The sequence below is a fragment of the Klebsiella sp. SYXHC3 genome (genome assembly GCF_057196925.1).
The window spans coordinates 52,158-74,763 of the sequence record NZ_JBXUNG010000007.1 but is presented as its reverse complement, the minus strand read 5'-3'; the positions used below and the strand labels follow the sequence as shown (position 1 = coordinate 74,763).

Genomic DNA, 22,606 nt, shown 5'->3' with positions numbered 1-22,606 from the left:
CAGCCGTTTTAGATCTGCTTCCCGGCATTATCCACGTGCCCCAGCGCTTTTTCCGGGAAGCAGACGTCCCTCACCCGCCGTTTCAGCTCGGCAGCGTCCGGGAAACCGCCGTCCCGTTTACGCTCCCAGATGAGCGCCTCATCGACGCTCACCGTAAAAATGCCGCCGGTACCGGGCACCAGCGTGACCGAAGCGATATCGGTACTAAAGGTATGCAGCAGCTCCTGGGCCATCCAGCTGGCGCGCAGCATCCAGTTGCATTGGGAACAGTAGTGAATGGTAATCATCGCTTTATGGCTCATGTTGGCTTGCTCCCGTCCGCACGAATGTAAACAAAATTCAGAATAGATGATTATTTTGTTGCAAACGATAATACCTATCATTACCATTCGCAATTACTAAATCAGGAATACCACTGTCCGCCAGGGAAAACACGGACCAACCTGCACTCTGGAAGTAACGCGTGAGCCGATACTAATAATTATCAAGGCGTGGCTACAAATGTACAAATCGACTCAATCAGCAGCATGGTGTAAGAAAAGCCTGCTGGCGACTTCTCTGCTCGCAGCAATCGCGCAGAATGCCGCTATCGCGGCCGTGACCCAGGATAACACGACGGATAGCGCGGAACAGATGGTGGTGACCGCCCCGGCCCCACAGCTGAAAGCCGGCAGCGAGCACTCGGTGAGCGCGCAGGAACTGCAGGACAAAGGCGCCAACGACTTCGGCTCAATCATGCGTTATGAACCCCTCATCAGCGCCACCGGCGCCAGCGGCGGTTCCGGCAACGGTAAAAGCGGTTTCGATCGCGGCGGCTATACCGGCTACAACATCCGCGGCCTCGAAAGCAACCGCGTCGGCATCGATGTTGACGGCATTGCCCAGCCAAACGCCACCGGCCGCGGCTACGTTGGCCGTTCCGGCCTCAACACCTTTGGCATTGGCCGCGATTATATCGACCCCTATATGTACGGCAGCGTGGATATTCAGTCGGGCGCCACCTCAACCGAGACCGCTAACAGCTCAATCGGCGGCAACGTCTCCTTCCGCCCGAAATCGGCGGATGACTATCTGCGCCCGGGCAAAACCAGCGCCTTTGGCTATCAGAGCGGCTACGACTCTTCCGACCGCAGCTGGCATAACGGCGTCACCGTCGCCGGCGGCGATGAAACGCTGCGCGGCATTTTCGTCTACAGCCGCCGCGATGGCCAGGAAACCGAGAACAACAGCGGCAGCGTCGACGCTTACCCGGCAAACTGGCACTCTGACGCGTTTATGGCCTCCGGCATCTGGCAGCCGAACGATGAACATAAGTTCACCAGCACCTTCGACTACTATCACAAGACCAACCACAGCCACTTCGATTCGTGGGACTCCAGCGGTAACAGCGTGATCGGCACCGCCAACCAAACCAACCAGACGCGGCGCTGGGGGCTGAGCCTGAAAGACGACTGGACGCCGATGAACGATTACATCGACAGCGTCTCGACCAAGGTGTATTACCAGCATACCGAGGCTCACGACTGGACCTGGATGCCGGATAGCGTCACCCGCAAAATGCAGACGGTCAATTCCGACTACGATACCGATACCTGGGGCCTGCAGACCGCGCTCGCGAAAAGCATCGGCCGCCACGACCTGAGCGCCGGTTTTAACGCCAGCACGACCAAAACCCAGCGGCCATTTAGCCAATCGCCGATCCCTAGCGTCTACAGCGAAATTATGCAGCCGGAAGCGGACAGCCGTAGCTACACCATCGGCGGTTACGTGCAGGATCAGATCAACTTCGATCTCGATAGCCACAACTTCGCGATTATTCCCGGCGTACGCGTGACGCATCAGTCCACTAAACCGGAAGATCTGTCCGATCTTAGCGCTAACAGCAGCGTGCTCACCGAATCGTCGGTGGCGAATCTGTATGGTAAAAACAGCGACACCCAGGTGCTGCCGTCACTGACGTTCCAGTACGACATTACGCCGCGGCTGATGACCTATCTGCAGTACCAGCGCGGCGCGCAGTTCCCGAATGCCAGCCAGCTGTATGGTTCGTGGAACCTGGGCTCCAGCTATGCCGGCAGCCAGCAGTACGCGCTAATCGGTAACAACGATCTGAAAACCGAGACCAGCGACAATATTGAATGGGGTATCAAGGGCGAAGTCACCGAAGGCATCACCGTGCGTACCGCGCTGTTCTACAACAGCTATAAGAACTTTATCGCCTATACGCGTTATTCGCGCGCCAACAATCCGGGTAAATTCACTAACGTCCCGTCGAATATTTACACCATTTATCAAGCGGAAAACCGCGATAAGGCCTATATCTACGGCGGCGAGATCAGCACTAAATTTAACTTCGGCACCTGGTTTGAGCAGGTGGATGGCCTGAGCGCCACCCTCGCCTGGGGCTATAGCGAAGGGAAATCGAAATCCAGCTACTACGGCGATAAATACGTCGACCTCGACAGCGTCGCGCCGATGAAAGCGATCGTCGGCGTGGCGTGGGACGATCCGGCTAAGCGCTACGGTACGGCGCTGACCGCCACCTTTGTTAAGGGCAAACAGGCCACTGCCACCAGCCGCGAGAGCTACAACAACACCGGCTCCGCCATCGCCGATTCCAGCACCGAATATATGCGCGTGCCGGGCTACGGCATGCTGGACTGGACCGCTTACTGGCAGGTGGCGAAGAACGTTCGTCTCAACGGCGGGGTTTACAACATTACCGACCGTAAATACTGGGACTACCTGAGCAGCCGTAACATCGAGACCAGTACCAATCAGGATGCCAACGATAAAGCGCTGGCTGTGATGCCCGGAAGGACCTGGCAACTGGGCGTGAATATCGATTTCTGATCGCCCGAATAATAACAAACCTGCCCCCCGGCCCGCGGGCCGGGGAAATTCATCGTAGAGAAGGATGTGAATTATGCAAAACGCACACGACGATCTGTGGCAGCGCTACCAGGCCACCAAAGCCCGTTCCACCGCCAAATATGCCCGCGACATCGCCGCAGAGATGGGAATTAGCGAAGCCGAATTAACCGCCGCGCGCGTCGGTCACGATGCCGTGCGTCTGCACGACGACGTACGGGCGATTATCGCCGCCCTGGAGAGCGTCGGCGAAACCAAATGCATCTGCCGCAACGAATACGCGGTGCACGAGCAGGTCGGCGAATTTACCCATCAGCACCTGAGCGGCCACGCCGGGCTGGTGCTCAACCCGCGGGCGCTCGACCTGCGCCTGTTCCTCAGCCAGTGGTCGAGCGTGTTCCACCTCAACGATAACGGCCGCCAGAGCATTCAGTTCTTCGACCCGCACGGCGACGCGCTGCTAAAGGTTTACGCCACCGGGAAAACCGATATGGCGGCATGGCAAACGCTGGTAGCCAAATTCAGCGAGACAGCGCCCGGCGCGCTGACGATTCGCCCGGCCGACCGCGTAAAGTACGCCGACTCCGCCGACGCCGCGGCGCTGGAAAAGGAGTGGCGCGCGATGACCGATGTGCACCAGTTCTTCGGCCTGCTGCGTAAACACAATCTTTCCCGTCAGCAGGCCTTCCGCCTGGTGAGCGACGATCTAGCCTGCCGCATCGACAATAATGCGCTGCCGGGACTGCTGGAAACGGTGCGCCAGGACGGCAATGAAATCATGATCTTCGTCGGCAACCGCGGCTGCGTGCAGATCTTCACCGGCGCGCTGGAAAAGCTGGCGCCGATGCGCGGCTGGATCAACATCTTCAACAGCGCCTTTACCCTGCATCTGCGTGAAGACAGCGTGGATGAAATCTGGGTCACCCGTAAACCGACCTCCGATGGCCACGTCACCAGCGTCGAACTGTTTGCCAAAGACGGTACGCAAATCGCCCAGCTGTACGGCCAGCGCAGCGAAGGCCACCCGGAGCAACAACAGTGGCGCGCGCAGGTGGCGCGTCTGTGCGCGGAAGGGCAGCCGGCATGAAACGTTGGTTAATACTGCTTGCCGCACTGCCGCTGTTCGCCAGCGCGGCCGCCGAACGAGTAATTTCCCTCGGCGGCGACGTTACCGAAATTGTCTACGCGCTGAACGCCGGGCAGCAGCTGGTGGCGAAAGACAGCACCAGCACCTGGCCTGCCGCCGCGCATAAGCTGCCGGATGTCGGCTATCTACGGCAGTTAAACGCCGAGGGGATCCTCTCCTTACGCCCGCAGCTGGTGCTGGCCAGCGCGCAGGCGCAGCCGTCGCTGGTGCTGCAGAAAGTGCAGGACAGCAAGGTGACGGTCGTCAACGTGCCGGGCGGCGATAACCTTGCCGCCATCGATAACAAAATCGCCGTTATTGCCAAAGCATTAGGTAAAACTCCGGCAGGCGACGTGCTGCGCCAGCAGGTCAAGCAGCGGATAGCCGCCATTCCCTCACGGCCTATCGCCAAACGGGTGCTGTTTATCCTCAGCCACGGCGGGATGAATACCATGGTGGCCGGACAGCACACCGCCGCCGATGGCGCGATCCGCGCCGCCGGGCTGCAAAACGCAATGCAGGGCTTTGACCATTATCGCGCGATGTCGCAGGAAGGCGTGGCCGCAAGCCAGGCGGATCTGGTGGTGATTTCCGCCGATGGTCTCAAGGGGATGGGCGGCGAAAGCGGGTTATGGAAATTGCCCGGTCTGGCGCAAACACCCGCTGGCCGCCATAAACAACTACTGGCGATCGACGATATGGCCCTGCTTGGCTTCGGCCCGCGTACGCCGCAGGCGATCCTCGAACTGCGGAAAAAAGCGGAGCAGTTGCCCTGATGCGCCCTGCCCTCGTTCGCCATTTGCTGTTGATGACGCTGCTGCTGGTCGCCTTGACCCTTTACGCCACCACCCTCGGCGCAATGCGATTGCCATTGGTCAACCTGCTGCCCTCCGGCGATGAAATCCTGCGCCATATCTGGCTGACGATCCGTCTGCCGCGGGTGCTGCTGGCGCTGCTGGTCGGCGCCGCGCTGGCCCTGTCCGGCTGCGTGATGCAGGGGCTGTTTCGCAACCCGCTCGCCGACCCGGGGCTGCTGGGCATCAGCAGCGGCGCGGCGCTGGCGGTGGCCTGCTGGCTGGTGTTGCCGCTCAGCGTGCCGGCGCTGTTAGCTCTGTATATGCCGATGCTGGCGGCGTTTATCGGCAGCCTGGCGGTGATGGTGGCGATTTTTATCCTCAGCCGCGCAGGCGACGGTTCGCTGTCGCGGCTGCTGCTGGTGGGGATCGCCATCAACGCCTTATGCGGCGCGCTGGTTGGCGTGCTGGCCTGGCTAAGCAACGATGCTCAGCTACGCCAGCTGTCGCTGTGGGGAATGGGTAGCCTGGGTCAGGCCGAATGGCCGACGCTGCTGGTGGCGGCCAGCCTGATTATTCCGGCGTCAATAGCGGTGTGGCGGATGGCAACACGTCTTAACCTGCTGCAACTCGGCGATGAAGAGGCGCACTATCTCGGCGTTAACGTGCGGGCGATACAGCGGCTGCTGTTGTTATGTAGCGCGGTGCTGGTTGCCGCGGCGGTGGCGATAAGCGGCGTCATCGGCTTTATCGGCCTGGTGGTGCCGCATCTGATGCGAATGTGGCTGGGGGCGGACCACCGCGGGCTTATCCCTGGCTCACTGCTGTCGGGCGCGATTCTGCTGTTGATTGCCGATACCCTGGCGCGCACCGTCGCCGCGCCGGCGGAGATGCCGGTGGGGCTGCTAACCAGCCTGCTCGGCGCGCCGTGGTTCCTGTGGCTGATATTTCGTCGGGAGAAACCAATCCATGGATAACAACTATCGGGCGCAAGGGCTGTCGCTGCGGCTCGGCCAACGTCAGGTGATTGACCAGGTTTCGCTGACGCTTCGCGGCGGCGAGATGACCGCGCTGATCGGCCCGAACGGCGCGGGCAAATCCACCCTGCTGCGGCTGCTAACCGGCTTCCTTACCCCGGATAGCGGCGAACGCATGATGGACGGCAAAGCGCTGGAGCGTTGGTCGCCGCAGGCGCTATCGCGCCGCCGGGCGGTGATGTTGCAGCGCACTCCACTCCAGGCCGACTGGACGGTGGAAACGGTTATCGCCATGGGGCGCTCGCCATGGGAAGCGACCGCCAGTCCGCAGACTCTGCACGATATTATGGCGAAAACCGGCTGCGATCATTTGCGCGGCAGGCGCTATCCGTCGCTTTCCGGCGGCGAGCAGCAGCGGGTACAGCTGGCCCGCTGTCTCGCGCAGCTGTGGCAAAACGGCGCGCCGCAGGGATGGCTGTTTCTGGATGAACCCACCTCGGCGCTGGATCTCTATTACCAGCAGCATCTGTTACGCCTGCTCAAGCGGCTGACCGCTTCCGGCCAGCTACATGTCTGCGTGGTGCTGCACGATCTCAACCTCGCCGCCCTGTGGGCCGACCAGATTCTGCTGCTGCACCAGGGACAGGTGGTCGCGCAGGGCACGCCGCATCAGGTTATCCAGCAGGAAATCATTAGCCGCTGGTACGGCGCGGACGTGCGCCTCGGCCAGCATCCGGAAAAAGCGATTCCACAGGTTTATCTGGCGCCCTGAACGTCACGCGCGGCCAGCTTAGCGATGGCCGCGCGTTCGCGAATTGGAATCAGGATCGCTGCATCTACTTCGTCACTTTCCCTCAAATGCCTATCTCCGTTATCATGTCTTCCTCATGCGATAACGACGACAATAATAAAATCGCACTCTATTAAAAATCAGGGACCTGGATAACACCCTATGAGCACAATCGACAATTTAGACGCCCATACCCCAATGATGCAGCAGTATCTGAAGCTGAAGGCTCAGCATCCGGAGATCCTGCTGTTTTACCGGATGGGCGACTTTTACGAGCTGTTTTATGACGACGCCAAACGCGCCTCGCAGCTGCTCGATATCTCGCTGACCAAACGCGGCGCTTCCGCGGGCGAACCGATTCCCATGGCCGGCATTCCCCACCACGCGGTGGAAAACTATCTCGCAAAGTTGGTAAACCAGGGCGAGTCGGTCGCAATTTGCGAACAGATTGGCGATCCGGCCACCACCAAAGGGCCGGTTGAACGCAAAGTGGTACGCATCGTCACGCCGGGCACCATCAGCGATGAAGCGCTGCTGCAGGAGCGCCAGGACAACCTGCTGGCCGCCATCTGGCAGGACAGCAAGGGCTTCGGCTACGCGACGCTGGATATCAGCTCCGGGCGCTTTCGCCTGAGCGAACCGGCCGACCGCGAGACCATGGCGGCGGAACTACAACGTACCAATCCGGCGGAACTGCTATATGCGGAAGATTTTGCCGAATCGTCACTGATTGAAGGCCGCCGCGGCCTGCGCCGTCGCCCGCTATGGGAGTTCGAAATCGATACCGCGCGCCAGCAGCTCAACCTGCAGTTCGGCACCCGCGATCTGGTGGGCTTCGGCGTCGAAAACGCCCCGCGCGGGCTGTGCGCCGCCGGTTGCCTGTTGCAATACGTCAAAGATACCCAGCGCACCTCGCTGCCGCATATCCGCTCCATCACTATGGAACGCCAGCAGGACAGCATCATTATGGATGCCGCCACCCGTCGCAATCTGGAGATCACCCAGAATCTCGCCGGCGGCGTTGATAACACCCTTGCCTCGGTACTCGACTGCACGGTCACGCCGATGGGCAGCCGCATGCTCAAACGCTGGCTGCATATGCCGGTACGCGATACCGCGGTGCTGGTTGAACGCCAACAAACTATTGGCGCCTTACAGGAACGCTATACCGAGCTGCAGCCGGTGCTGCGTCAGGTCGGCGATCTCGAACGTATTCTGGCGCGTCTGGCGCTGCGTACCGCCCGCCCGCGCGATTTAGCCCGTATGCGCCATGCCTTCCAGCAGCTGCCGCTGCTGCGCGAGCTGCTGGCCGACGTTGACTGTCAGCCGGTGCAACAGCTGCGCGAGAAAATGGGCGAGTTCGCCGAACTGCGTGAACTGCTGGAACGCGCGATCATCGACGCGCCGCCGGTGCTGGTGCGTGACGGCGGCGTTATCGCTCCGGGTTATAATGAAGAGCTGGATGAGTGGCGGGCGCTGGCCGATGGCGCGACCGATTATCTCGACAAACTGGAAATCCGCGAACGCGAGCGGCTGGGCCTGGATACCCTGAAGGTCGGCTACAATGCCGTTCACGGTTACTACATCCAGATCAGCCGCGGCCAGAGCCAGCACGCGCCGATCCACTACGTGCGCCGCCAGACGCTGAAAAACGCCGAGCGCTACATTATTCCGGAACTGAAGGAATACGAAGATAAGGTCCTGACGTCTAAAGGCAAGGCGCTTGCGCTGGAAAAACAGCTCTATGACGACCTGTTCGAAAAGCTGCTGCCGCATCTGGCCGACTTACAAACCAGCGCCAGCGCGCTGGCCGAGCTGGACGTACTGGTGAACCTCGCGGAACGCGCGGAGAGCCTGAACTACTGTTGCCCGACCTTTATCGATAAACCCGGTATTCGCATTAGCGAAGGCCGTCACCCGGTAGTGGAACAGGTACTGAAAGAGCCGTTTATCGCCAACCCGCTGCAGCTGGCGCCGCAGCGCCGCATGCTGATCATCACCGGCCCGAACATGGGCGGTAAAAGTACCTATATGCGCCAGACCGCGCTGATTGCGCTGCTGGCCTATATCGGCAGCTACGTGCCGGCGCAGAAAGTAGAAATTGGCCCGATCGATCGCATCTTTACCCGCGTCGGCGCGGCGGATGACCTGGCGAGCGGCCGTTCCACCTTCATGGTGGAGATGACCGAAACCGCCAATATTCTGCACAACGCCACTGAACACAGCCTGGTGCTGATGGACGAGATTGGTCGCGGCACGTCTACCTACGACGGTCTGTCGCTGGCATGGGCCTGCGCCGAGAATCTGGCGAATAAGATCAAGGCGTTGACCCTGTTCGCCACCCACTACTTCGAGCTCACCCAGTTGCCGGAAAAAATGGAAGGCGTGGCCAACGTGCACCTCGATGCACTGGAGCATGGCGATACCATCGCCTTTATGCACAGCGTGCAGGACGGCGCGGCCAGCAAGAGCTATGGCCTGGCGGTCGCCGCGCTGGCGGGAGTGCCGAAAGAGGTGATCAAGCGCGCGCGGCAGAAACTGCGCGAGCTGGAGAGCATTTCGCCAAATGCCGCCGCCACGCAGGTTGATGGTACGCAGATGTCGCTGCTCTCCGCGCCGGAAGAGACCTCGCCGGCGCTGGAAGCGCTGGAGAATCTTGACCCGGATTCGCTGAGCCCGCGTCAGGCACTGGAGTGGATCTACCGCCTGAAAAGCCTGGCGTAATTAACCGTTAAATAACAAAAAGCCTGGCGTCATCGTCAGGCTTTTTGTTTTTAGCATCAGTTATATTGCAGAGTGATCGTCCCGGTGGCATTGGCGGTACCGGGGGTCACCGCCGAACCGGTTTTGTAGTAATCCGCCCGGAAGCGGATCGCTTCACTTGCCCCTGCCCCTCCCCTATTCGCATCATCGCTATAGGTCGTTGCGGAGCCAATATCGGAAATGGCATTGCCATCGGCATCCTGTCCGCTATTTGCCGCCGCCGCCGCGTCACGATCGGAGCTAAAGACGCCAAACGTCTGGCCAATAGGTAGAGAAATAAAAGATTGTCGATTCGGATTATAGGTTAGGATTTTCACGCCAACGCCGGTCGCTACGCCGTCAGAGCCGGCGTCGGTCAGTGCGAAGACCGAACCGTTGTCATTGTCTCCCGACGCCACCGCGCCACTAAATTTCAGCGTTACGTTAGTTCCCGGTTCGCATGAAAGCCCCACGCTCTGTTCAGGTCCTTCTACCGTTTGCTGGTTATCAAACGAAGAGACATCGACACTCCCCATATCAAAAAGCAAAGAAGAGACTGAAGCCGTACAGCCCATCGCATGTACTTCAACCGTGGTGGTCGACAGCGTCAGCGTGGAGGCGATGTCGCCATCGCTGCTATCAATACTCTGCGTTTCGCGATAATCGACCCGCGCCAGCGGGCTCGGTACGTTAAACGTGCCGCTGGTTATCGGCCCGCCGGTGGCGATAATTTGCACCCGATAAGCGGAATTGTTGAGGGTGTGGTCGGAGCCCGCCCCGGCATCGTGTTCCTGCCAGCTGTTATCGATCGCCCGTTCGTCATCAAACGGGCCTGCCTGATTAATGGTATAGACGCGAATACCGAGCCCTGTGGCGGTTGAACCATTGGTCAACGGATAGACATTATCCTGCAGCGGGCTGGCGGTGGTTAACGCGCCGGCGTAGTGAAAACCAACGTAATAAGTCCCCGCACAGTTCTTGATAGTTGTCGTGCCGCCGGACATATATCCGGAGTCATAAAGGATCTCGCCCGGCGCATAATTTTTACTGGAGACCAGTAGCTGCTGCGGCATCGCAACATAAGATTGCGACGGGGTGTCGTCGGTACGATGACAAACCGCCTGGACCGCCAGCGGAAACAGCCCCAGCAATAACAGGGTGGAATATAAAAATTTTAACACGTTGTTTGCCTTAAATCGGGGTTAGTTATAGGTCACGTTCAACGTGACCGCGGAGCTGAATTTACCCGCCGTTGGGGCGCCATGAGGGGTGTACATACGGGCAATAAATTTCAATGCGCCCGCGCCATTTTCAATGGGTACCGGATAACTCACCCCATTGGCCAGCGCCACGTGGATAGCGGGATAATCGAACAACTGCAATCCAACATCGGTAGCGCCATCTGCATCAGGCGTCACCTGATTGGCATAAATGACCGAGCCATAGGTAGGGTCTTCGGAATAGGGCGTGCCGGTGAAGGTGACGGTGGCCTGGCTGATTTCAGCAGTACAGCTGTCAAAACTGATGGTGACTGGAACGTTGCCGGTGTTACCGCCGGCAACAGAAAAGTCTCCTTTATAGTATTTCCCCAGATCTACGGTTTCAGGATTGGTGACATTACAGGTCCCTGCGGCAATCCTGCCGTGAAAGGTAATATCACGTGTCTCCCGGAGATTATTATCCCCAGCCAGAGCTGGCATTGCGCTAACCAGCATCCCCGTTAAAAACAGAACAGCATATAAAAATTTTGACATGTCTCCTGCCTTTTATCAGGTAACTAGTTATAAACAACGTTCAGGGTGACGACGCTCTGGAACTCCCCGGTACCGGGGTTGTGGCCTGGAGTTGCCATTCTTGCGATAAAAATGATTTCACCGGCATGGCTGTCTGACTGCAGAGTGACGTCATGACTCTGCCCGTTAGACATTTGCCAGTGATCCGCATCGGTTAATAATTCCAGTGCAACATCGGTTGCGCCGCCCCCCTCTGCCGTAATCCCGTTGGCAAAATAGAATGGCTGGGTTCCATCTACGGCACCGGTAAACGCTACCGTCGCTTTAGTCAGCGAGGGAGAACAGTTAGTGAAAGAGACAGTGAAAGGGACATTGTCCGTGCTATCGCCTTCATTAATAAAATCCGTTGGCAGATAGGTTCCCAGTTCAACGGTCGCGGGATAACTAACATTACAGCTGCCTGCCACAATATTCCCCGTGACGCTGAAGTTAATGACATCCTGTGTGTTGTACGCCAGCGCAGACGGCAGCCCGGCAACGAAAAGCAGGCTCGTCGCCGCCATGCGTCGGACGGTAGCAAAATGAAAGCGTGACATCAGTGAGCCCCCTGGACGGGATGGCATATCCCGTTGATAAACAGAATATCGGCCTGCGACTTCGCGCCCGCCAGTGTGTAGTCAACGGCACACTGTTTGTTCGCCCCGTCGCCCCACTTGACCATCAGTTGCCCTTTATCGGCGAGACCAACCAGGTACACTTCGCCACTGTCGCCGACGATGCTGCTGCGGGTGTCGTCCGAATCATCGCTGGTTTGCGTGACTACCGCGCCGAACGGCACCGGCTTACCGTTGAAGATCAATGTCATCATCGCCTTCCGGCCAATCCAGGTGTTGTACTTCACGCGGACCACCGCGCCTTTGGTCGGCACCACGGTTTTGGCGACGTTATCAATGGCCGCAGTGGCATCGCTGGCCTCCACGGTATTGAGGGAAATCTGGTTACTGTGGTACGGACGCACGTACGGCACAATCGCATTACCAAAGTAGTCGGTATGGACGTTAGTCTGGCCATTGATCGGCACCCCGGAGACGCCCGGCGTTTCCACCAGCGCTACGCTGTCATTCAACTGACGGGCCAGGGTAATACCGCCGCTGTGAACCACCATTCCGCCGCGCAGGCTATAGTTCAGACGACGGCTGTAGTCGTCGTAGCTGTAACCGGCGGACACATCGGCATACGAGCTCTGGTAGCCGACGGTAACGTTGCCGTTGGTCGCTTCTGAATCGGCGTTATAGCCTTCCGATACCTGCCAGTTGAGCTGGTTTTGCTGCATTGCGGTGCCGGAAATACCGATGTTATGCGTGGTATCGCCGTGTTTGCTGCTGTTCATCGAGTAGTTAGCCGAAATCGACTGCGCCGCTTCACTATTGCTGAAGGCGCTGAACGGTACGCTAAAGTTAAGCGAGAAGACGTTATCGTCATCGTATTCATCGGAATCGTTGCCATAACCGCCATCAACGTTTTTCGTGTGCGCATAGTTCAGCGAGTACGATACCGGCCCCAGCGTGCTGCTGAAGCCGAGGTTTAGCGAGTCGGCGTGCTGGCTGTTCCAGTAGGAGGCGTCATACATGGTCAGGGACAACGTCCCGAAAGGCAGCGTCTGCGAGATAGTCACGTCGAAACGGTTACGTTCGCGACCGTTATCGATGGCGCTGTTGCCCGGGTCCCAGTCATTGAGGAAATCCTGGAACGACAGATAACCGCGGGTTGAGAATTTGTAGCCAGCCACCGCAATATCGGTGTTGGTCTGCTGCAGCGTCTTGCTGTAGCGCACGCGGTACGACTGGCCGCTATGGTGTTCCATCTGCCGTATATTGTCCGGCTGCGGGACATCCGCCCACGACTGTGAAATATCAAAAGAGAGCGCACCGGCGCTGCCGAGGTTAAAACCGGTACCGGCAATCAGGTTGGAGTATTTGTCTTCCGCCTGAATATAGCCGCCGTACAGCGTCACGCCTTTGCCGACGCCCCAGGCCGCCGATCCCTGGACAAAGTTAAAGTCTTCCGCCCGCGAATCCGAGCCGTCCTGACGGGTTTTACCCGCCACCAGGCCATACTGCACCTGCCCTTCACGCTGCAGCACCGGCAGCGTGGCGTAAGGGACGATAAAGCTGCTTTGCGAACCGTCAGACTCCTTGATCACCACTTTCAGGTCGCCGGAGCTACCGGTCGGGTACATATCGCTGAATTCGAATGGCCCCGGCGGCACCATAGCCTTATAGATGCTGTGTCCGTTCTGGTACACCGTGACCTCGGCGTTGCTGCGGGCGATACCGCGGATCACCGGCGCGAAGCCCTGCATGCTGTCCGGCTTCATATCATTATCGGAATACATCTGTACCCCGGTAAAACCCACGCTATCGAACACGCCGCCGCGGGTGGTGCCCTGCCCGAGAACCAGTTGGCTTTTCAGAGATTTAATATCGCGGGAAGCGTAGGTGTACACCGAATCCCACTCACTTTCGGATTCAGAGTGGCTGTAGGTGGAATAGTTACGCAAACGCCACGCCCCCAGGTTCAGCCCCGGCTGTAGGCTGACGAACTGGTTGCTACTGTCCACGCCATTACGGTGGTGCAAATCCTGCTGACCAGAGACGCTGTAGTTAAGCAAACCGGCGGCAATACCTTCATCCCATCGCTCTGGCGAAACGTAGCCACGGGCGGTGTTGAGCAGGGCAACCTGCGGGATAGTGAGATCAAAGCGCTGATTCGCCAGATCCATTTTCTGTTCCAGACCCGGAATAGCCTGCAGGCTGGCGCACTCGCTGGTTTTGTCCTGTTCGCTAAAGTAGTTATCGACCCGCACATTCCAGGCTTTCAGCTCAGACACGCTCAGGCACGCTCCAACAACCTGCCCGGCGGTGGTGTTTTTGTCGTCCGACAGCTTGCGAAAGGAAATGGTTTTAGTATCCACCAGGCTACCGTTGATATAAATATCGACGTTATAGTCACCAGGCGGTACCTCATCTTTGGCAAACAGACTGAGATCCATCATTGGCGTCTCTGTACTATCCGTTTCCAAAAGACGAGGGTTAAAATGTTCCTGAGCAATGGCGCTGAAAGAACTGAAGGCAATACTGAGCCCCAGCCCTAAAGAAAGGACATAGGTATGCTTAACTTTTTCCATTATTACCCTGTATCCGTACGGGATACGTACCGTGCCGATTAATATGAAGAGACTTTGTCCTGACCTTTCACGCCGTAATCATTAATCAGCGACCAGGTCACTTTGCCGTGGGAGGGGATCTTCTCTTCGGAAATATTCAGCGTGGAGAACGGTGCGACAAAATATTGGCCGCTGAGCGCATGATTATTAATTTCTATACGGGAGAAGTTCATATAAAACGGCGTCGGGTTATTGACCTGCACACCGCCGGCAGCCGGCTTCCATACCACTTTATTTGCACTGCTTTCCGGCGACTGGCCTTTGAGCGCAACCGGGCGATAGATCAGCTTAATTTTCGAATTGATGGCAATCTGCATGGTATTTTTGCCAGCAGAACTATCATCCGTAGCGGGAATACCTTTTACGTTTAGCCACAATAATGATTCGCGATCTTCCGGAACCGGCATCCCTGAACGAACAATCCGGATCGACGCTTTTTTCCCGGCTTCGAGGCGAAACAGCGGCGGCGTAATAATCATAGTTTCTTTTTTCAGCGCGCTACCTTCGGCGGGACTGACCCAGGATTGCACCAGATTGGTAACTTTGTCCGAGTTTTCCACGGATAACGAGGCGGCCTGATGGGAGCCGTCAAAAATCACCCGCGTTCCGCCGGTAACGATACTGGCAGACGCATTCAGACTGGCAACGGCGGCCACACAAAAAACAAAAGCTGCGATGGGTTTCATTATGCAATGCACTCACAGAAATATAAGGAGGGTTTCCCCTCCTTCAGGATTAGTTATAGCGGACGTTATAGGTCACGACGGACTGAACCGTACCAGCAACAGCCTGATCAACAGCAATCATCGATGCGGTGTAGGTCTCGGTAGCAGAGCCAGAGTCCAGGGTAATAGGATCGTTGTCTGCATTGTTCTTCACGATGGTGCCATTAGAACCGCCTTGCTTCAGTTGAACGGCAACGTTTTGTGCAGCAGTGACGCCAACCCCAGAGGCAGTATTCGCGAAGTACGAGTCATCACCAGCCACCGGGTCAACCGGCGCAGAGAAGACAATATTGACATTGGACGCAGTCGGGCACTGGTCCAGATTAAAAACGAACTGTTTCGGCGCGCCGAGGTCACCTTTTGCTACCAAATCAGTTGCTGCCACGCTGCCCAGTTCAACGGTTGCATCCGGAGTACCGCCATCAACAGTGATGTTGCAACCCGTCTCCAGCACTTCACCGTTAAAGGTAATGGTGTTAGATGCCATCGCTGCCGCGCTCATGCCAAAAGTCAGAACCAGAGCTGCGCCGATTTTAGTAAGTTTCATTCTTTAATATCCCAATAAAAATAATAAACATCGCAATTATTAATTGTTGTCAAAATGACAACCGAAAAGCATTATCAACAAACGCCCATTAAATAATGCACGTTCAGTGATAATGTTTATTAACTCGTTTAGAAAAAATGGACGTCAATATGCATTTTAAAATACCCCATCGAGTCCATATTTAGACTACAAGATATTTACAGATTGATTCAAATTGGATGCATTTAATTAAAAACTTATGGAGGGTTGACTGTTTAAAAAATAAACAGAGAGAAGCAGAAATGAGTAATGATAGCTGACAAGATGTGAATTATAATCATTAATGATTAAGTCACTAGTTATAATCTAATTGAAAATAGTTGTCACGCCCTTTAATTCTAAATAAAAAGGCCCGGAATATCCGGGCCAGTCATTTAACGCTTATCTGCCGCCAACAGCGGTGGAATATGCGGCACCTGCGGCGCCTCATCAATATCTTTCTGCGTCATGCGGAACGCTTCCGGATAATGTTCGCGGCTGGTACGACGCAGCGGTTCGGTATTACGCCAGGTATAGAGGCAGTGCTGGCACTGGTAAACGATCCACCCCCCTTTTACCGGCGACGTCGCCATCACTTCAATCTGCTCATCAGCGCAACGTGGACAAATCATCTTCTTCTCCTTATTTACGGTTGGCCAACATGGCGGTCAGTTTTTCAGCCCAGGCTTTGGTTTCCGGTAAATCCTGAACCGGCTGGCTGTAGTGACCGCGAAGGTCAGGCGCAACCGGGGTGGTGGCGTCGATAATCAGTTTGTCGGTGATCCCCGCCGGACTGGAACCAGGGTCAAGCTCCAGCACCGACATGTTCGGCAACTGTACCAGGTCGCCCGCCGGGTTGACCTTCGAGGAGAGCGCCCACATCACCTGCGGCAGGTTGAACGGATCGACATCTTCATCGACCATGATCACCATTTTCACGTAACCGAGGCCGTGCGGGGTAGTCATTGCCCGTAATCCCACCGCGCGGGCAAAACCGCCGTAGCGTTTTTTGGTGGAGATAATCGCCAGCAGACCATGGGTGTACATGGCATTGACCGCCTGCACCTCCGGGAACTCCGCCTTCAGCTGCTGGTACAGCGGCACGCAGGTCGCCGGGCCCATCAGATAGTCGATTTCGGTCCACGGCATTCCGAGATACAACGATTCAAAAATCGGTTTTGTGCGATAAGAGACTTTATCGATACGCACCACCGTCATATTGCGGCCGCCTGAGTAGTGGCCGGTGAACTCGCCGAACGGCCCTTCGATTTCACGCTTGCGCCCTTCAATCACCCCTTCAAGGATAACCTCTGAGCCCCAGGGAACGTCAAAGCCGGTCAGCGGCGCGGTGGCGATGGGATACGGGCTTTCGCGCAGCGCGCCCGCCATCTCATATTCTGACTGGTCATATTTCAGCGGCGTGGCGCCCATCAGGGTAATAATCGGGTCGTTACCCAGGGTGATGGCAATGGGCAGATCCTCACCGCGCTCTTCCGCTTTATGCAGATGCAGCGCGATATCGTGCATCGGTACCGGCTGCAGGCCCAGCTTGCGCTTGCCTTTCACTTCCATCCGGTAAATACCGACGTTCTGTTTGCCGAAGTGGTCCGGGTCAAGCGGATCGCGCGAAACCACACAGGCTTTGTCGAGATAGAAACCACCGTCGCCATCGTTCAGGCGGAACAGCGGCAGAATATCGAACAGGTTGATATCGTCGCCATCAACGGTGTTTTCCGCCCACGCCGGGTTGGCGCGACGCTCCGGAGTTACCGGGAATTTATCCCAGCGGCGAATAAATTCATCAATCTGCTTTTTCACCGGCGTGTTTGGCGGCAGCCCCAGCGAAATCGCGTGGTTTTGCCAGGAACCGATGGTGTTCATGGCGACACGGGCGTCGGTAAAACCGCGAATGTTATCAAACCACAGCGCCGGCGCGCCGTCGCCGATGCGCCCAGTGGCGTTAGCGGCAGCGGCGAGATCCGGCTCGGCATTCACCTCTTCGCTAATTTTTAGCAGTTGCCCCTGCTCATCCAGCGCCTGCAAAAAGCTGCGTAAATCATCAAAAGCCATGACTAATTCTCCTGTGATAAATTCCCGACCGCGCGTAAGCCGTTCCAGCGACGCGCTTTGTGGTATTCGAGACCAAACTGATCCAGCACCCGGGTCACGATATGGTTGGTGATATCCTCTACCGTTTCCGGGTGGTTGTAATAGGCAGGCATGGGCGGCACCATCGCCACGCCCATGCGCGACAGCGCCAGCATGTTCTCCAGATGAATGGTGCTCAGCGGCATTTCACGCGGCACCAGAACCAGCTTGCGCCCCTCTTTCAGCACCACGTCCGCCGCGCGGCCGACTAACCCTTCCGCATAGCCAGCGCGGATACCTGCCAGCGTTTTCATGCTGCAGGGGATAACAATCATGCCGTCGGTACGAAACGATCCTGATGAGATGGTCGCGGCCTGATCCGCAGGGCTATGGCAGAAGTCCGCCAGCGCGGCGACTTCACGAGCGCTATAGGGCGTTTCCAGCTCAATGGTGGTTTTTGCCCATTTCGACATCACCAGGTGCGTTTCCACATCCGGCATTTCGTTCAGCGCTTGCAACAGCGCGACGCCTAACGGCGCGCCGGTCGCCCCGGTCATCCCAATAATCAGTTTCATTCGCTACCTCATACATTGTTCGCATACGAACATTTGTATTAAAACTACGCTCATTCTTGCGAGATCTCAATATCGTTCGTACACGATCGCATCAATAATCAAAAAAATGAGATGTGAAAAGAAGCCGAAAATACGGCTATCATAAAGGTGATATTTTTGTGACGGAGTGTCCATGGAGTTACGTAACGAGGCGTTCCACCTTCTACGCCAGCTTTTTCAACAGCATACCGCGCGCTGGCAGCATGAATTACCGGAACTGACCAAGCCGCAATACGCGGTGATGCGCTCGGTCGCCGAACATCCTGGTATCGAGCAGGTGACGCTTATCGAAGCGGCCGTCAGCACAAAAGCGACGCTGGCGGAGATGCTTAGCCGGATGGAGAAACGCGGGCTGGTACGCCGCGAACACGATCCGAGCGATAAACGTCGCCGCTTTGTCTATCTGACGAATGAAGGGCAGGCGCTGCTGGCAAATTCCGTGCCGCAAGGCAATCGGGTCGATGAAGAGTTTTTGAGCCGCCTTAACGAAGAGGAGCGCGCGCAGTTTTCCCGGCTGGTGCTGAAAATGATGGAAAATAAAAACGCGGATTAAGCGGTTCGTTCGCGCAGAAAATCGATAAATGCCCGGACCTTGGTTGGCACATGCTGCGCGTCCGGGTAGACGGCGTATACCCCCTGCGATGGAAAAATATACTCTGGCACTACCCGCACCAGCTCCTGCCGCGCGATAGCGTCGGCCACCAGCCACTCCGGGAGTAGCGCCACTCCGCTTCCCGCCAGCGCGAAGCCCATTAACGCTTGTGCGCTATCGGCTGAGATCTGCGGTGGTTGCGTAATTTCAAAAGCGAACGATTGCCCTTCGGCGGTCAGGAGCTGCCAGCGCAGCGGCGTCGCTAAGCGCTCGTTAACTATCCACTCCGCCTGCGCAAGGTCGGCAAGCGTGCGTAGCGGATGTTTATCCAGCCAAATCGGCGAGGCCACGGGCACGATGGCAAAACGCGAAATCCGGGCCGCGTGATAGCGCGAATCGGCCAGGGTCCCGAGGCGTATCGCGACATCAAAACGTTCAGAGATCAAATCCGCGTGATAAGACGATGAGACGTGACGCACCCGCAACGCCGGATGTCGACGAGCAAATTCCGCCAGTGCCGGGATAATCACCTGGGCGCCATATTCCGGGGTGGTGGTGATCCGCAGTTCACCGCTTAACCCGGCGTGGCTGGCGCGCACCTCATCCTGTAAATTCTCCGCGGCTTTCAACAACCCGACGCCGCGCTGGTAAAACACCGCCCCGGCTTCGGTGAGCGTTAACCGACGCGTCGAACGCAGCAGCAACGTCACCCCCAGTTCACTCTCTAGCTGGCGAACGTTAAAACTGACCACCGCTTTGGTCTGCCCAAGCGCCGCCGCCGCGGCAGTAAAGCTTCCGGCATCAACAACGGCGACAAACATGGTAACGCGCTGCAGGTTTAGCATTTGAATAGGGCTTATTGTCAAAAATTTTTAGACAGTATATCCCTGAAAAGCGCATTTATCCGCCCCTGAGACGCGGTTTACAGTAATCCCCTGCATTGCCTGCAGCTTAATCCGGAGAAAACATGAACCCATGGATCCAAGAAGTTATCGACGCCCACGTGATCATTGAACAATGGCTGGGCCGGAAAGAAGGTAGCGCACAAGCGCTGATGAGCCGTTTTGCGCAAGAATTTACAATGGTTCCTATCAGCGGCGCTAAGATGGATTACCCGACGGTAAGCGGCTTTTTCCATAGCGCTGGCGGCAGCCGCCCGGGATTAAGTATCGTGGTTGATAATGCGCAGGTGTTGAGCGAATGGCATGACGGCGGCGCGGTGCTCTACCGCGAAAGCCAGACCCTGCCGGAACAAGGCGAAGTCGTGCGCTGGTCCACGGCGATATTTCAACGCATTGAGGGAAAAATCCTCTGGCGTCACCTGCAGGAAACCCGTATCGGTTAATGCAAAGGAAAAGGCCCAATCGCTGGATTGGGCCTTTTTGAGAGAAAAAGATTTATTCGCGGAATAGCGCTTCGATGTTTAGCCCCTGTCCCTGCAGGATCTCCCGCAGGCGGCGCAGGCCTTCCACCTGAATCTGACGCACGCGTTCGCGGGTCAGGCCGATTTCACGACCCACATCTTCAAGCGTTGCGGCTTCATATCCCAGCAGCCCGAAACGACGAGCCAGTACTTCGCGCTGTTTGGCGTTCAGTTCGAACAGCCATTTGACGATGCTTTGTTTCATATCATCGTCCTGCGTGGTGTCTTCCGGGCCGTTGTCTTTTTCATCGGCCAGAATATCCAGCAGCGCTTTTTCTGAGTCACCGCCCAGCGGGGTATCCACTGAGGTAATGCGCTCGTTCAGACGCAGCATACGGCTAACGTCATCAACCGGTTTATCCAGCTGTTCGGCTATCTCTTCGGCGCTTGGCTCGTGGTCCAGCTTATGCGACAACTCGCGCGCGGTACGCAGATAAACGTTCAGCTCTTTCACAATATGGATGGGTAAACGAATGGTACGGGTTTGGTTCATAATCGCCCGTTCAATCGTTTGACGGATCCACCAGGTGGCGTAGGTTGAAAAACGGAACCCACGCTCCGGGTCAAACTTCTCAACTGCGCGGATCAGGCCGAGGTTACCTTCTTCAATCAGATCCAGCAGCGCCAGACCACGATTGCTGTAACGACGAGCAATCTTCACCACCAGACGCAGGTTACTTTCAATCATGCGACGGCGTGAAGCAACATCTCCACGTAGTGCGCGACGGGCGAAATAGACTTCTTCTTCGGCCGTCAGCAGCGGGGAATAACCAATCTCACCAAGATACAGCTGTGTCGCATCGAGAACGCGCTGGGTGGCGCCTTGCGACAGCAGCTCTTCCTCAGCCAGATCGCTATCACTGGGTTCCTCTTCTACTAAGGCTTTCTCGTCGAAAACCTCCATTCCGTTCTCATCAAATTCCGCGTCTTCATTTAAATCATGAACTTTCAGCGTATTCTGACTCATAAAGGTGGCTCCTACCCGTGATCCCTGAGCAAAGCACCTTCCGCGACCCATCACTAAACGACGCCGGAGTTATCCTCTTTATGCCTCCACTGAAGGAGGCATATCGCGACCGCCCTGGCGCCTTTCATGGTGTTACGCTTATCCGTACTTTGCCAAATTATCGCTGCGGTAAGTACTGCAGCGGGTTGACGGATTTCCCCTTGTAACGAATTTCAAAATGTAATCTTGTTGAGCTGGTTCCGGTGCTACCCATGGTAGCGATTTTCTGCCCCGCTTTGACTTCCTGTTGCTCCCGAACCAGCATGGTATCGTTATGAGCGTAGGCACTCAGGTAATCATCGTTGTGTTTGATGATAATAAGATTACCGTAACCGCGCAGTGCGTTACCGGCATAGACGACGCGCCCATCGGCGGTCGCGACAATAGCCTGTCCTTTACTGCCTGCAATGTCGATACCTTTATTGCCGCCTTCCGCGCCGCTAAAGTTCTCGATAACCTTGCCATCAGTCGGCCAGCGCCATGATGAGATCGGCGAACTGGTAGACGTACTGCTTGCAGTCGGTTGGGTTGTGCTAACGGTTGATGGCGCCGTAACCGGAGCGACCGCTGTCGTGGTCGTTGCTGGTTTATTATTCGGCAACATCTTAGTAGCACTCTGTTCACCTGAAGATTCAGAATACGTAATAGTCGGTTGTGACGCAACCACTGCGGTGGATTTTTGTGCAGAAGTTGTGGTGGCCGTCGCACCGCCGCTTGCTTGCGCGCTAGCCTGAGATACCGGGTTTTCGCCGGTGATCGGCTGGCCTGCGGAGTTGCCGACCTGCAGCACCTGGCCCACGTTCAGCGCGTACGGCGCCGGGACGTTGTTGCGTTCCGCAAGGTCGCGGAAATCGTTGCCGGTGACCCATGCGATATAGAACAGGGTATCGCCGCGCTTAACGGTATAGGTGCTGCCGCCGGTGTAGCTGCCTTTCGGAATATCGCCATATTTACGGTTGTAAACGATCTTACCGTTCACCGTCTGCACCGGTTGCTGAGCCATCGGCTGAACCTGGGTCGGCTGAGTCTGAATTGGCTGGGTCTGCATCGGCTGAATCGGCTGAGCCGGCGGAACTTGCTGCGCGCCGGAGGATGGCGGTGTAATCAGCATCCCGGAATTGGTGCTGGAGGACGCAGCGCCGCTTGCCGAATTCACCGGCGCAGGCGGATTATTGGTATTTGTACACCCGGCCAGCCAGAGTGAAACCAGTGACAACGCCGCAATACGGCTTACGGTAAATTTTGGGCTTCCCGCGCTCATTTATCCCCCAGGAATATGTTAACTGCCAATATCTTGCTTACCGGGCAGCGCCCGGCCAGGACACTGAAAAATG

21 protein-coding genes are annotated in these 22,606 nt (G+C 56.8%); 8 read left to right on the top strand and 13 right to left on the bottom strand.

Translation table 11 applies throughout. The features are described 5' to 3' along the window. Nucleotides 1–8: 8 nt before the first annotated feature. A complete protein-coding gene (locus tag AC2CGP_RS17390) occupies nt 9–302 on the bottom strand; it encodes an Rdx family protein (protein WP_042895288.1) in 294 nt (97 codons plus the stop codon). A gap of 199 nt (nt 303–501) precedes the next feature. Here AC2CGP_RS17390 and AC2CGP_RS17385 point away from each other — a divergent pair, with 199 nt between their 5' ends. The 6 genes from AC2CGP_RS17385 to mutS all read left to right on the top strand — a co-directional run bounded on the left by AC2CGP_RS17385 (nt 502) and on the right by mutS (nt 9,282). Beyond that, nucleotides 502–2,853 carry a TonB-dependent receptor domain-containing protein gene (locus tag AC2CGP_RS17385; RefSeq protein ID WP_047058921.1) on the top strand — a complete coding sequence of 784 codons (2,352 nt, stop codon included), beginning with the start codon at nt 502–504 and terminating at the stop codon, nt 2,851–2,853. 73 nt (nt 2,854–2,926) lie between these two features. Continuing rightward, nucleotides 2,927–3,958, top strand: coding sequence for a hemin-degrading factor (locus tag AC2CGP_RS17380; RefSeq protein WP_015370007.1), 1,032 nt, complete (start codon nt 2,927–2,929; stop codon nt 3,956–3,958). After that, nucleotides 3,955–4,773 carry a heme/hemin ABC transporter substrate-binding protein gene (locus AC2CGP_RS17375; RefSeq protein ID WP_042895296.1) on the top strand — a complete coding sequence of 273 codons (819 nt, stop codon included), beginning with the start codon at nt 3,955–3,957 and terminating at the stop codon, nt 4,771–4,773. Before AC2CGP_RS17380 ends, AC2CGP_RS17375 begins: the two co-directional genes overlap by 4 nt. After that, a complete protein-coding gene (locus tag AC2CGP_RS17370) occupies nt 4,773–5,768 on the top strand; it encodes a FecCD family ABC transporter permease (protein WP_020078083.1) in 996 nt (331 codons plus the stop codon). Before AC2CGP_RS17375 ends, AC2CGP_RS17370 begins: the two co-directional genes overlap by 1 nt. Next, complete coding sequence (locus AC2CGP_RS17365; protein ID WP_213200406.1) at nt 5,761–6,540, top strand: heme ABC transporter ATP-binding protein; 780 nt, start codon at nt 5,761–5,763, stop codon at nt 6,538–6,540. Before AC2CGP_RS17370 ends, AC2CGP_RS17365 begins: the two co-directional genes overlap by 8 nt. A gap of 180 nt (nt 6,541–6,720) precedes the next feature. Then, nucleotides 6,721–9,282, top strand: coding sequence for a DNA mismatch repair protein MutS (gene mutS, locus AC2CGP_RS17360; RefSeq protein WP_047058918.1), 2,562 nt, complete (start codon nt 6,721–6,723; stop codon nt 9,280–9,282). Nucleotides 9,283–9,338: 56 nt separating this feature from the next. Here mutS and AC2CGP_RS17355 read toward each other — a convergent pair whose 3' ends face one another. The 9 genes from AC2CGP_RS17355 to AC2CGP_RS17315 all read right to left on the bottom strand — a co-directional run bounded on the left by AC2CGP_RS17355 (nt 9,339) and on the right by AC2CGP_RS17315 (nt 18,212). Then, the gene (locus tag AC2CGP_RS17355) at nt 9,339–10,481 is read right to left on the bottom strand and encodes a type 1 fimbrial protein (RefSeq protein ID WP_032712417.1); all 1,143 of its coding nucleotides are present in this window, start codon (nt 10,479–10,481) and stop codon (nt 9,339–9,341) included. A gap of 21 nt (nt 10,482–10,502) precedes the next feature. Then, nucleotides 10,503–11,054 carry a fimbrial protein gene (locus AC2CGP_RS17350; protein ID WP_020078081.1) on the bottom strand — a complete coding sequence of 184 codons (552 nt, stop codon included), beginning with the start codon at nt 11,052–11,054 and terminating at the stop codon, nt 10,503–10,505. Between the two features lie 23 nt (nt 11,055–11,077). Beyond that, nucleotides 11,078–11,629: a fimbrial protein gene (locus tag AC2CGP_RS17345; protein WP_015370000.1), complete on the bottom strand. Its 552-nt coding sequence runs from the start codon at nt 11,627–11,629 to the stop codon at nt 11,078–11,080. Further along, the gene (locus AC2CGP_RS17340) at nt 11,629–14,220 is read right to left on the bottom strand and encodes a fimbria/pilus outer membrane usher protein (RefSeq protein ID WP_020078080.1); all 2,592 of its coding nucleotides are present in this window, start codon (nt 14,218–14,220) and stop codon (nt 11,629–11,631) included. The genes AC2CGP_RS17345 and AC2CGP_RS17340 overlap by 1 nt, the downstream gene beginning before the upstream one ends. A 38-nt stretch (nt 14,221–14,258) precedes the next feature. Then, nucleotides 14,259–14,945: a fimbria/pilus periplasmic chaperone gene (locus tag AC2CGP_RS17335; protein ID WP_026612228.1), complete on the bottom strand. Its 687-nt coding sequence runs from the start codon at nt 14,943–14,945 to the stop codon at nt 14,259–14,261. Nucleotides 14,946–14,994: 49 nt separating this feature from the next. Beyond that, complete coding sequence (locus AC2CGP_RS17330) at nt 14,995–15,531, bottom strand: fimbrial protein (RefSeq protein WP_015703287.1); 537 nt, start codon at nt 15,529–15,531, stop codon at nt 14,995–14,997. Between the two features lie 413 nt (nt 15,532–15,944). Then, on the bottom strand, nt 15,945–16,181 hold the full coding sequence (locus AC2CGP_RS17325) for a non-oxidative hydroxyarylic acid decarboxylases subunit D (RefSeq protein WP_087876656.1): 237 nt from the start codon (nt 16,179–16,181) through the stop codon (nt 15,945–15,947). A 10-nt stretch (nt 16,182–16,191) separates the two neighbouring features. Further along, nucleotides 16,192–17,619: a non-oxidative hydroxyarylic acid decarboxylases subunit C gene (locus AC2CGP_RS17320; protein WP_015369995.1), complete on the bottom strand. Its 1,428-nt coding sequence runs from the start codon at nt 17,617–17,619 to the stop codon at nt 16,192–16,194. Nucleotides 17,620–17,621: 2 nt separating this feature from the next. Further along, nucleotides 17,622–18,212: a non-oxidative hydroxyarylic acid decarboxylases subunit B gene (locus AC2CGP_RS17315; RefSeq protein WP_015369994.1), complete on the bottom strand. Its 591-nt coding sequence runs from the start codon at nt 18,210–18,212 to the stop codon at nt 17,622–17,624. A 172-nt stretch (nt 18,213–18,384) separates the two neighbouring features. On the opposite strand from AC2CGP_RS17315, the gene AC2CGP_RS17310 reads away from it, so the two are divergent. After that, the gene (locus AC2CGP_RS17310; protein ID WP_484502403.1) at nt 18,385–18,804 is read left to right on the top strand and encodes a MarR family winged helix-turn-helix transcriptional regulator; all 420 of its coding nucleotides are present in this window, start codon (nt 18,385–18,387) and stop codon (nt 18,802–18,804) included. Here AC2CGP_RS17310 and AC2CGP_RS17305 read toward each other — a convergent pair. Further along, entirely contained in the window at nt 18,801–19,688 is an 888-nt protein-coding gene (locus AC2CGP_RS17305) for a LysR family transcriptional regulator (RefSeq protein WP_163312537.1), read from the bottom strand. The two genes, AC2CGP_RS17310 and AC2CGP_RS17305, sit on opposite strands and share 4 nt — an antisense overlap. A gap of 122 nt (nt 19,689–19,810) precedes the next feature. Between AC2CGP_RS17305 and AC2CGP_RS17300 the strand changes: the two genes are divergently transcribed. Then, complete coding sequence (locus AC2CGP_RS17300) at nt 19,811–20,188, top strand: DUF4440 domain-containing protein (protein WP_015703291.1); 378 nt, start codon at nt 19,811–19,813, stop codon at nt 20,186–20,188. 52 nt (nt 20,189–20,240) lie between these two features. On the opposite strand, the gene rpoS is transcribed toward AC2CGP_RS17300, so the two are convergent. After that, entirely contained in the window at nt 20,241–21,233 is a 993-nt protein-coding gene (gene rpoS / locus AC2CGP_RS17295) for an RNA polymerase sigma factor RpoS (RefSeq protein ID WP_015703292.1), read from the bottom strand. A 157-nt stretch (nt 21,234–21,390) separates the two neighbouring features. After that, entirely contained in the window at nt 21,391–22,533 is a 1,143-nt protein-coding gene (gene nlpD, locus AC2CGP_RS17290) for a murein hydrolase activator NlpD (RefSeq protein WP_015703293.1), read from the bottom strand. Nucleotides 22,534–22,606: the final 73 nt, after the last annotated feature.

What these genes read in the sequence shown, in the direction of transcription:
- AC2CGP_RS17390 (WP_042895288.1), bottom strand. Translation starts at nt 302, where the DNA reads ATGAGCCATAAAGCGATGATTACCATTCACTACTGTTCCCAATGCAAC.
- AC2CGP_RS17385 (WP_047058921.1), top strand. Translation starts at nt 502, where the DNA reads ATGTACAAATCGACTCAATCAGCAGCATGGTGTAAGAAAAGCCTGCTG.
- AC2CGP_RS17380 (WP_015370007.1), top strand. Translation starts at nt 2,927, where the DNA reads ATGCAAAACGCACACGACGATCTGTGGCAGCGCTACCAGGCCACCAAA.
- AC2CGP_RS17375 (WP_042895296.1), top strand. Translation starts at nt 3,955, where the DNA reads ATGAAACGTTGGTTAATACTGCTTGCCGCACTGCCGCTGTTCGCCAGC.
- AC2CGP_RS17370 (WP_020078083.1), top strand. Translation starts at nt 4,773, where the DNA reads ATGCGCCCTGCCCTCGTTCGCCATTTGCTGTTGATGACGCTGCTGCTG.
- AC2CGP_RS17365 (WP_213200406.1), top strand. Translation starts at nt 5,761, where the DNA reads ATGGATAACAACTATCGGGCGCAAGGGCTGTCGCTGCGGCTCGGCCAA.
- mutS (WP_047058918.1), top strand. Translation starts at nt 6,721, where the DNA reads ATGAGCACAATCGACAATTTAGACGCCCATACCCCAATGATGCAGCAG.
- AC2CGP_RS17350 (WP_020078081.1), bottom strand. Translation starts at nt 11,054, where the DNA reads ATGTCAAAATTTTTATATGCTGTTCTGTTTTTAACGGGGATGCTGGTT.
- AC2CGP_RS17345 (WP_015370000.1), bottom strand. Translation starts at nt 11,629, where the DNA reads ATGTCACGCTTTCATTTTGCTACCGTCCGACGCATGGCGGCGACGAGC.
- AC2CGP_RS17340 (WP_020078080.1), bottom strand. Translation starts at nt 14,220, where the DNA reads ATGGAAAAAGTTAAGCATACCTATGTCCTTTCTTTAGGGCTGGGGCTC.
- AC2CGP_RS17335 (WP_026612228.1), bottom strand. Translation starts at nt 14,945, where the DNA reads ATGAAACCCATCGCAGCTTTTGTTTTTTGTGTGGCCGCCGTTGCCAGT.
- AC2CGP_RS17330 (WP_015703287.1), bottom strand. Translation starts at nt 15,531, where the DNA reads ATGAAACTTACTAAAATCGGCGCAGCTCTGGTTCTGACTTTTGGCATG.
- AC2CGP_RS17325 (WP_087876656.1), bottom strand. Translation starts at nt 16,181, where the DNA reads ATGATTTGTCCACGTTGCGCTGATGAGCAGATTGAAGTGATGGCGACG.
- AC2CGP_RS17320 (WP_015369995.1), bottom strand. Translation starts at nt 17,619, where the DNA reads ATGGCTTTTGATGATTTACGCAGCTTTTTGCAGGCGCTGGATGAGCAG.
- AC2CGP_RS17315 (WP_015369994.1), bottom strand. Translation starts at nt 18,212, where the DNA reads ATGAAACTGATTATTGGGATGACCGGGGCGACCGGCGCGCCGTTAGGC.
- AC2CGP_RS17310 (WP_484502403.1), top strand. Translation starts at nt 18,385, where the DNA reads ATGGAGTTACGTAACGAGGCGTTCCACCTTCTACGCCAGCTTTTTCAA.
- AC2CGP_RS17305 (WP_163312537.1), bottom strand. Translation starts at nt 19,688, where the DNA reads ATGCTAAACCTGCAGCGCGTTACCATGTTTGTCGCCGTTGTTGATGCC.
- AC2CGP_RS17300 (WP_015703291.1), top strand. Translation starts at nt 19,811, where the DNA reads ATGAACCCATGGATCCAAGAAGTTATCGACGCCCACGTGATCATTGAA.
- rpoS (WP_015703292.1), bottom strand. Translation starts at nt 21,233, where the DNA reads ATGAGTCAGAATACGCTGAAAGTTCATGATTTAAATGAAGACGCGGAA.
- nlpD (WP_015703293.1), bottom strand. Translation starts at nt 22,533, where the DNA reads ATGAGCGCGGGAAGCCCAAAATTTACCGTAAGCCGTATTGCGGCGTTG.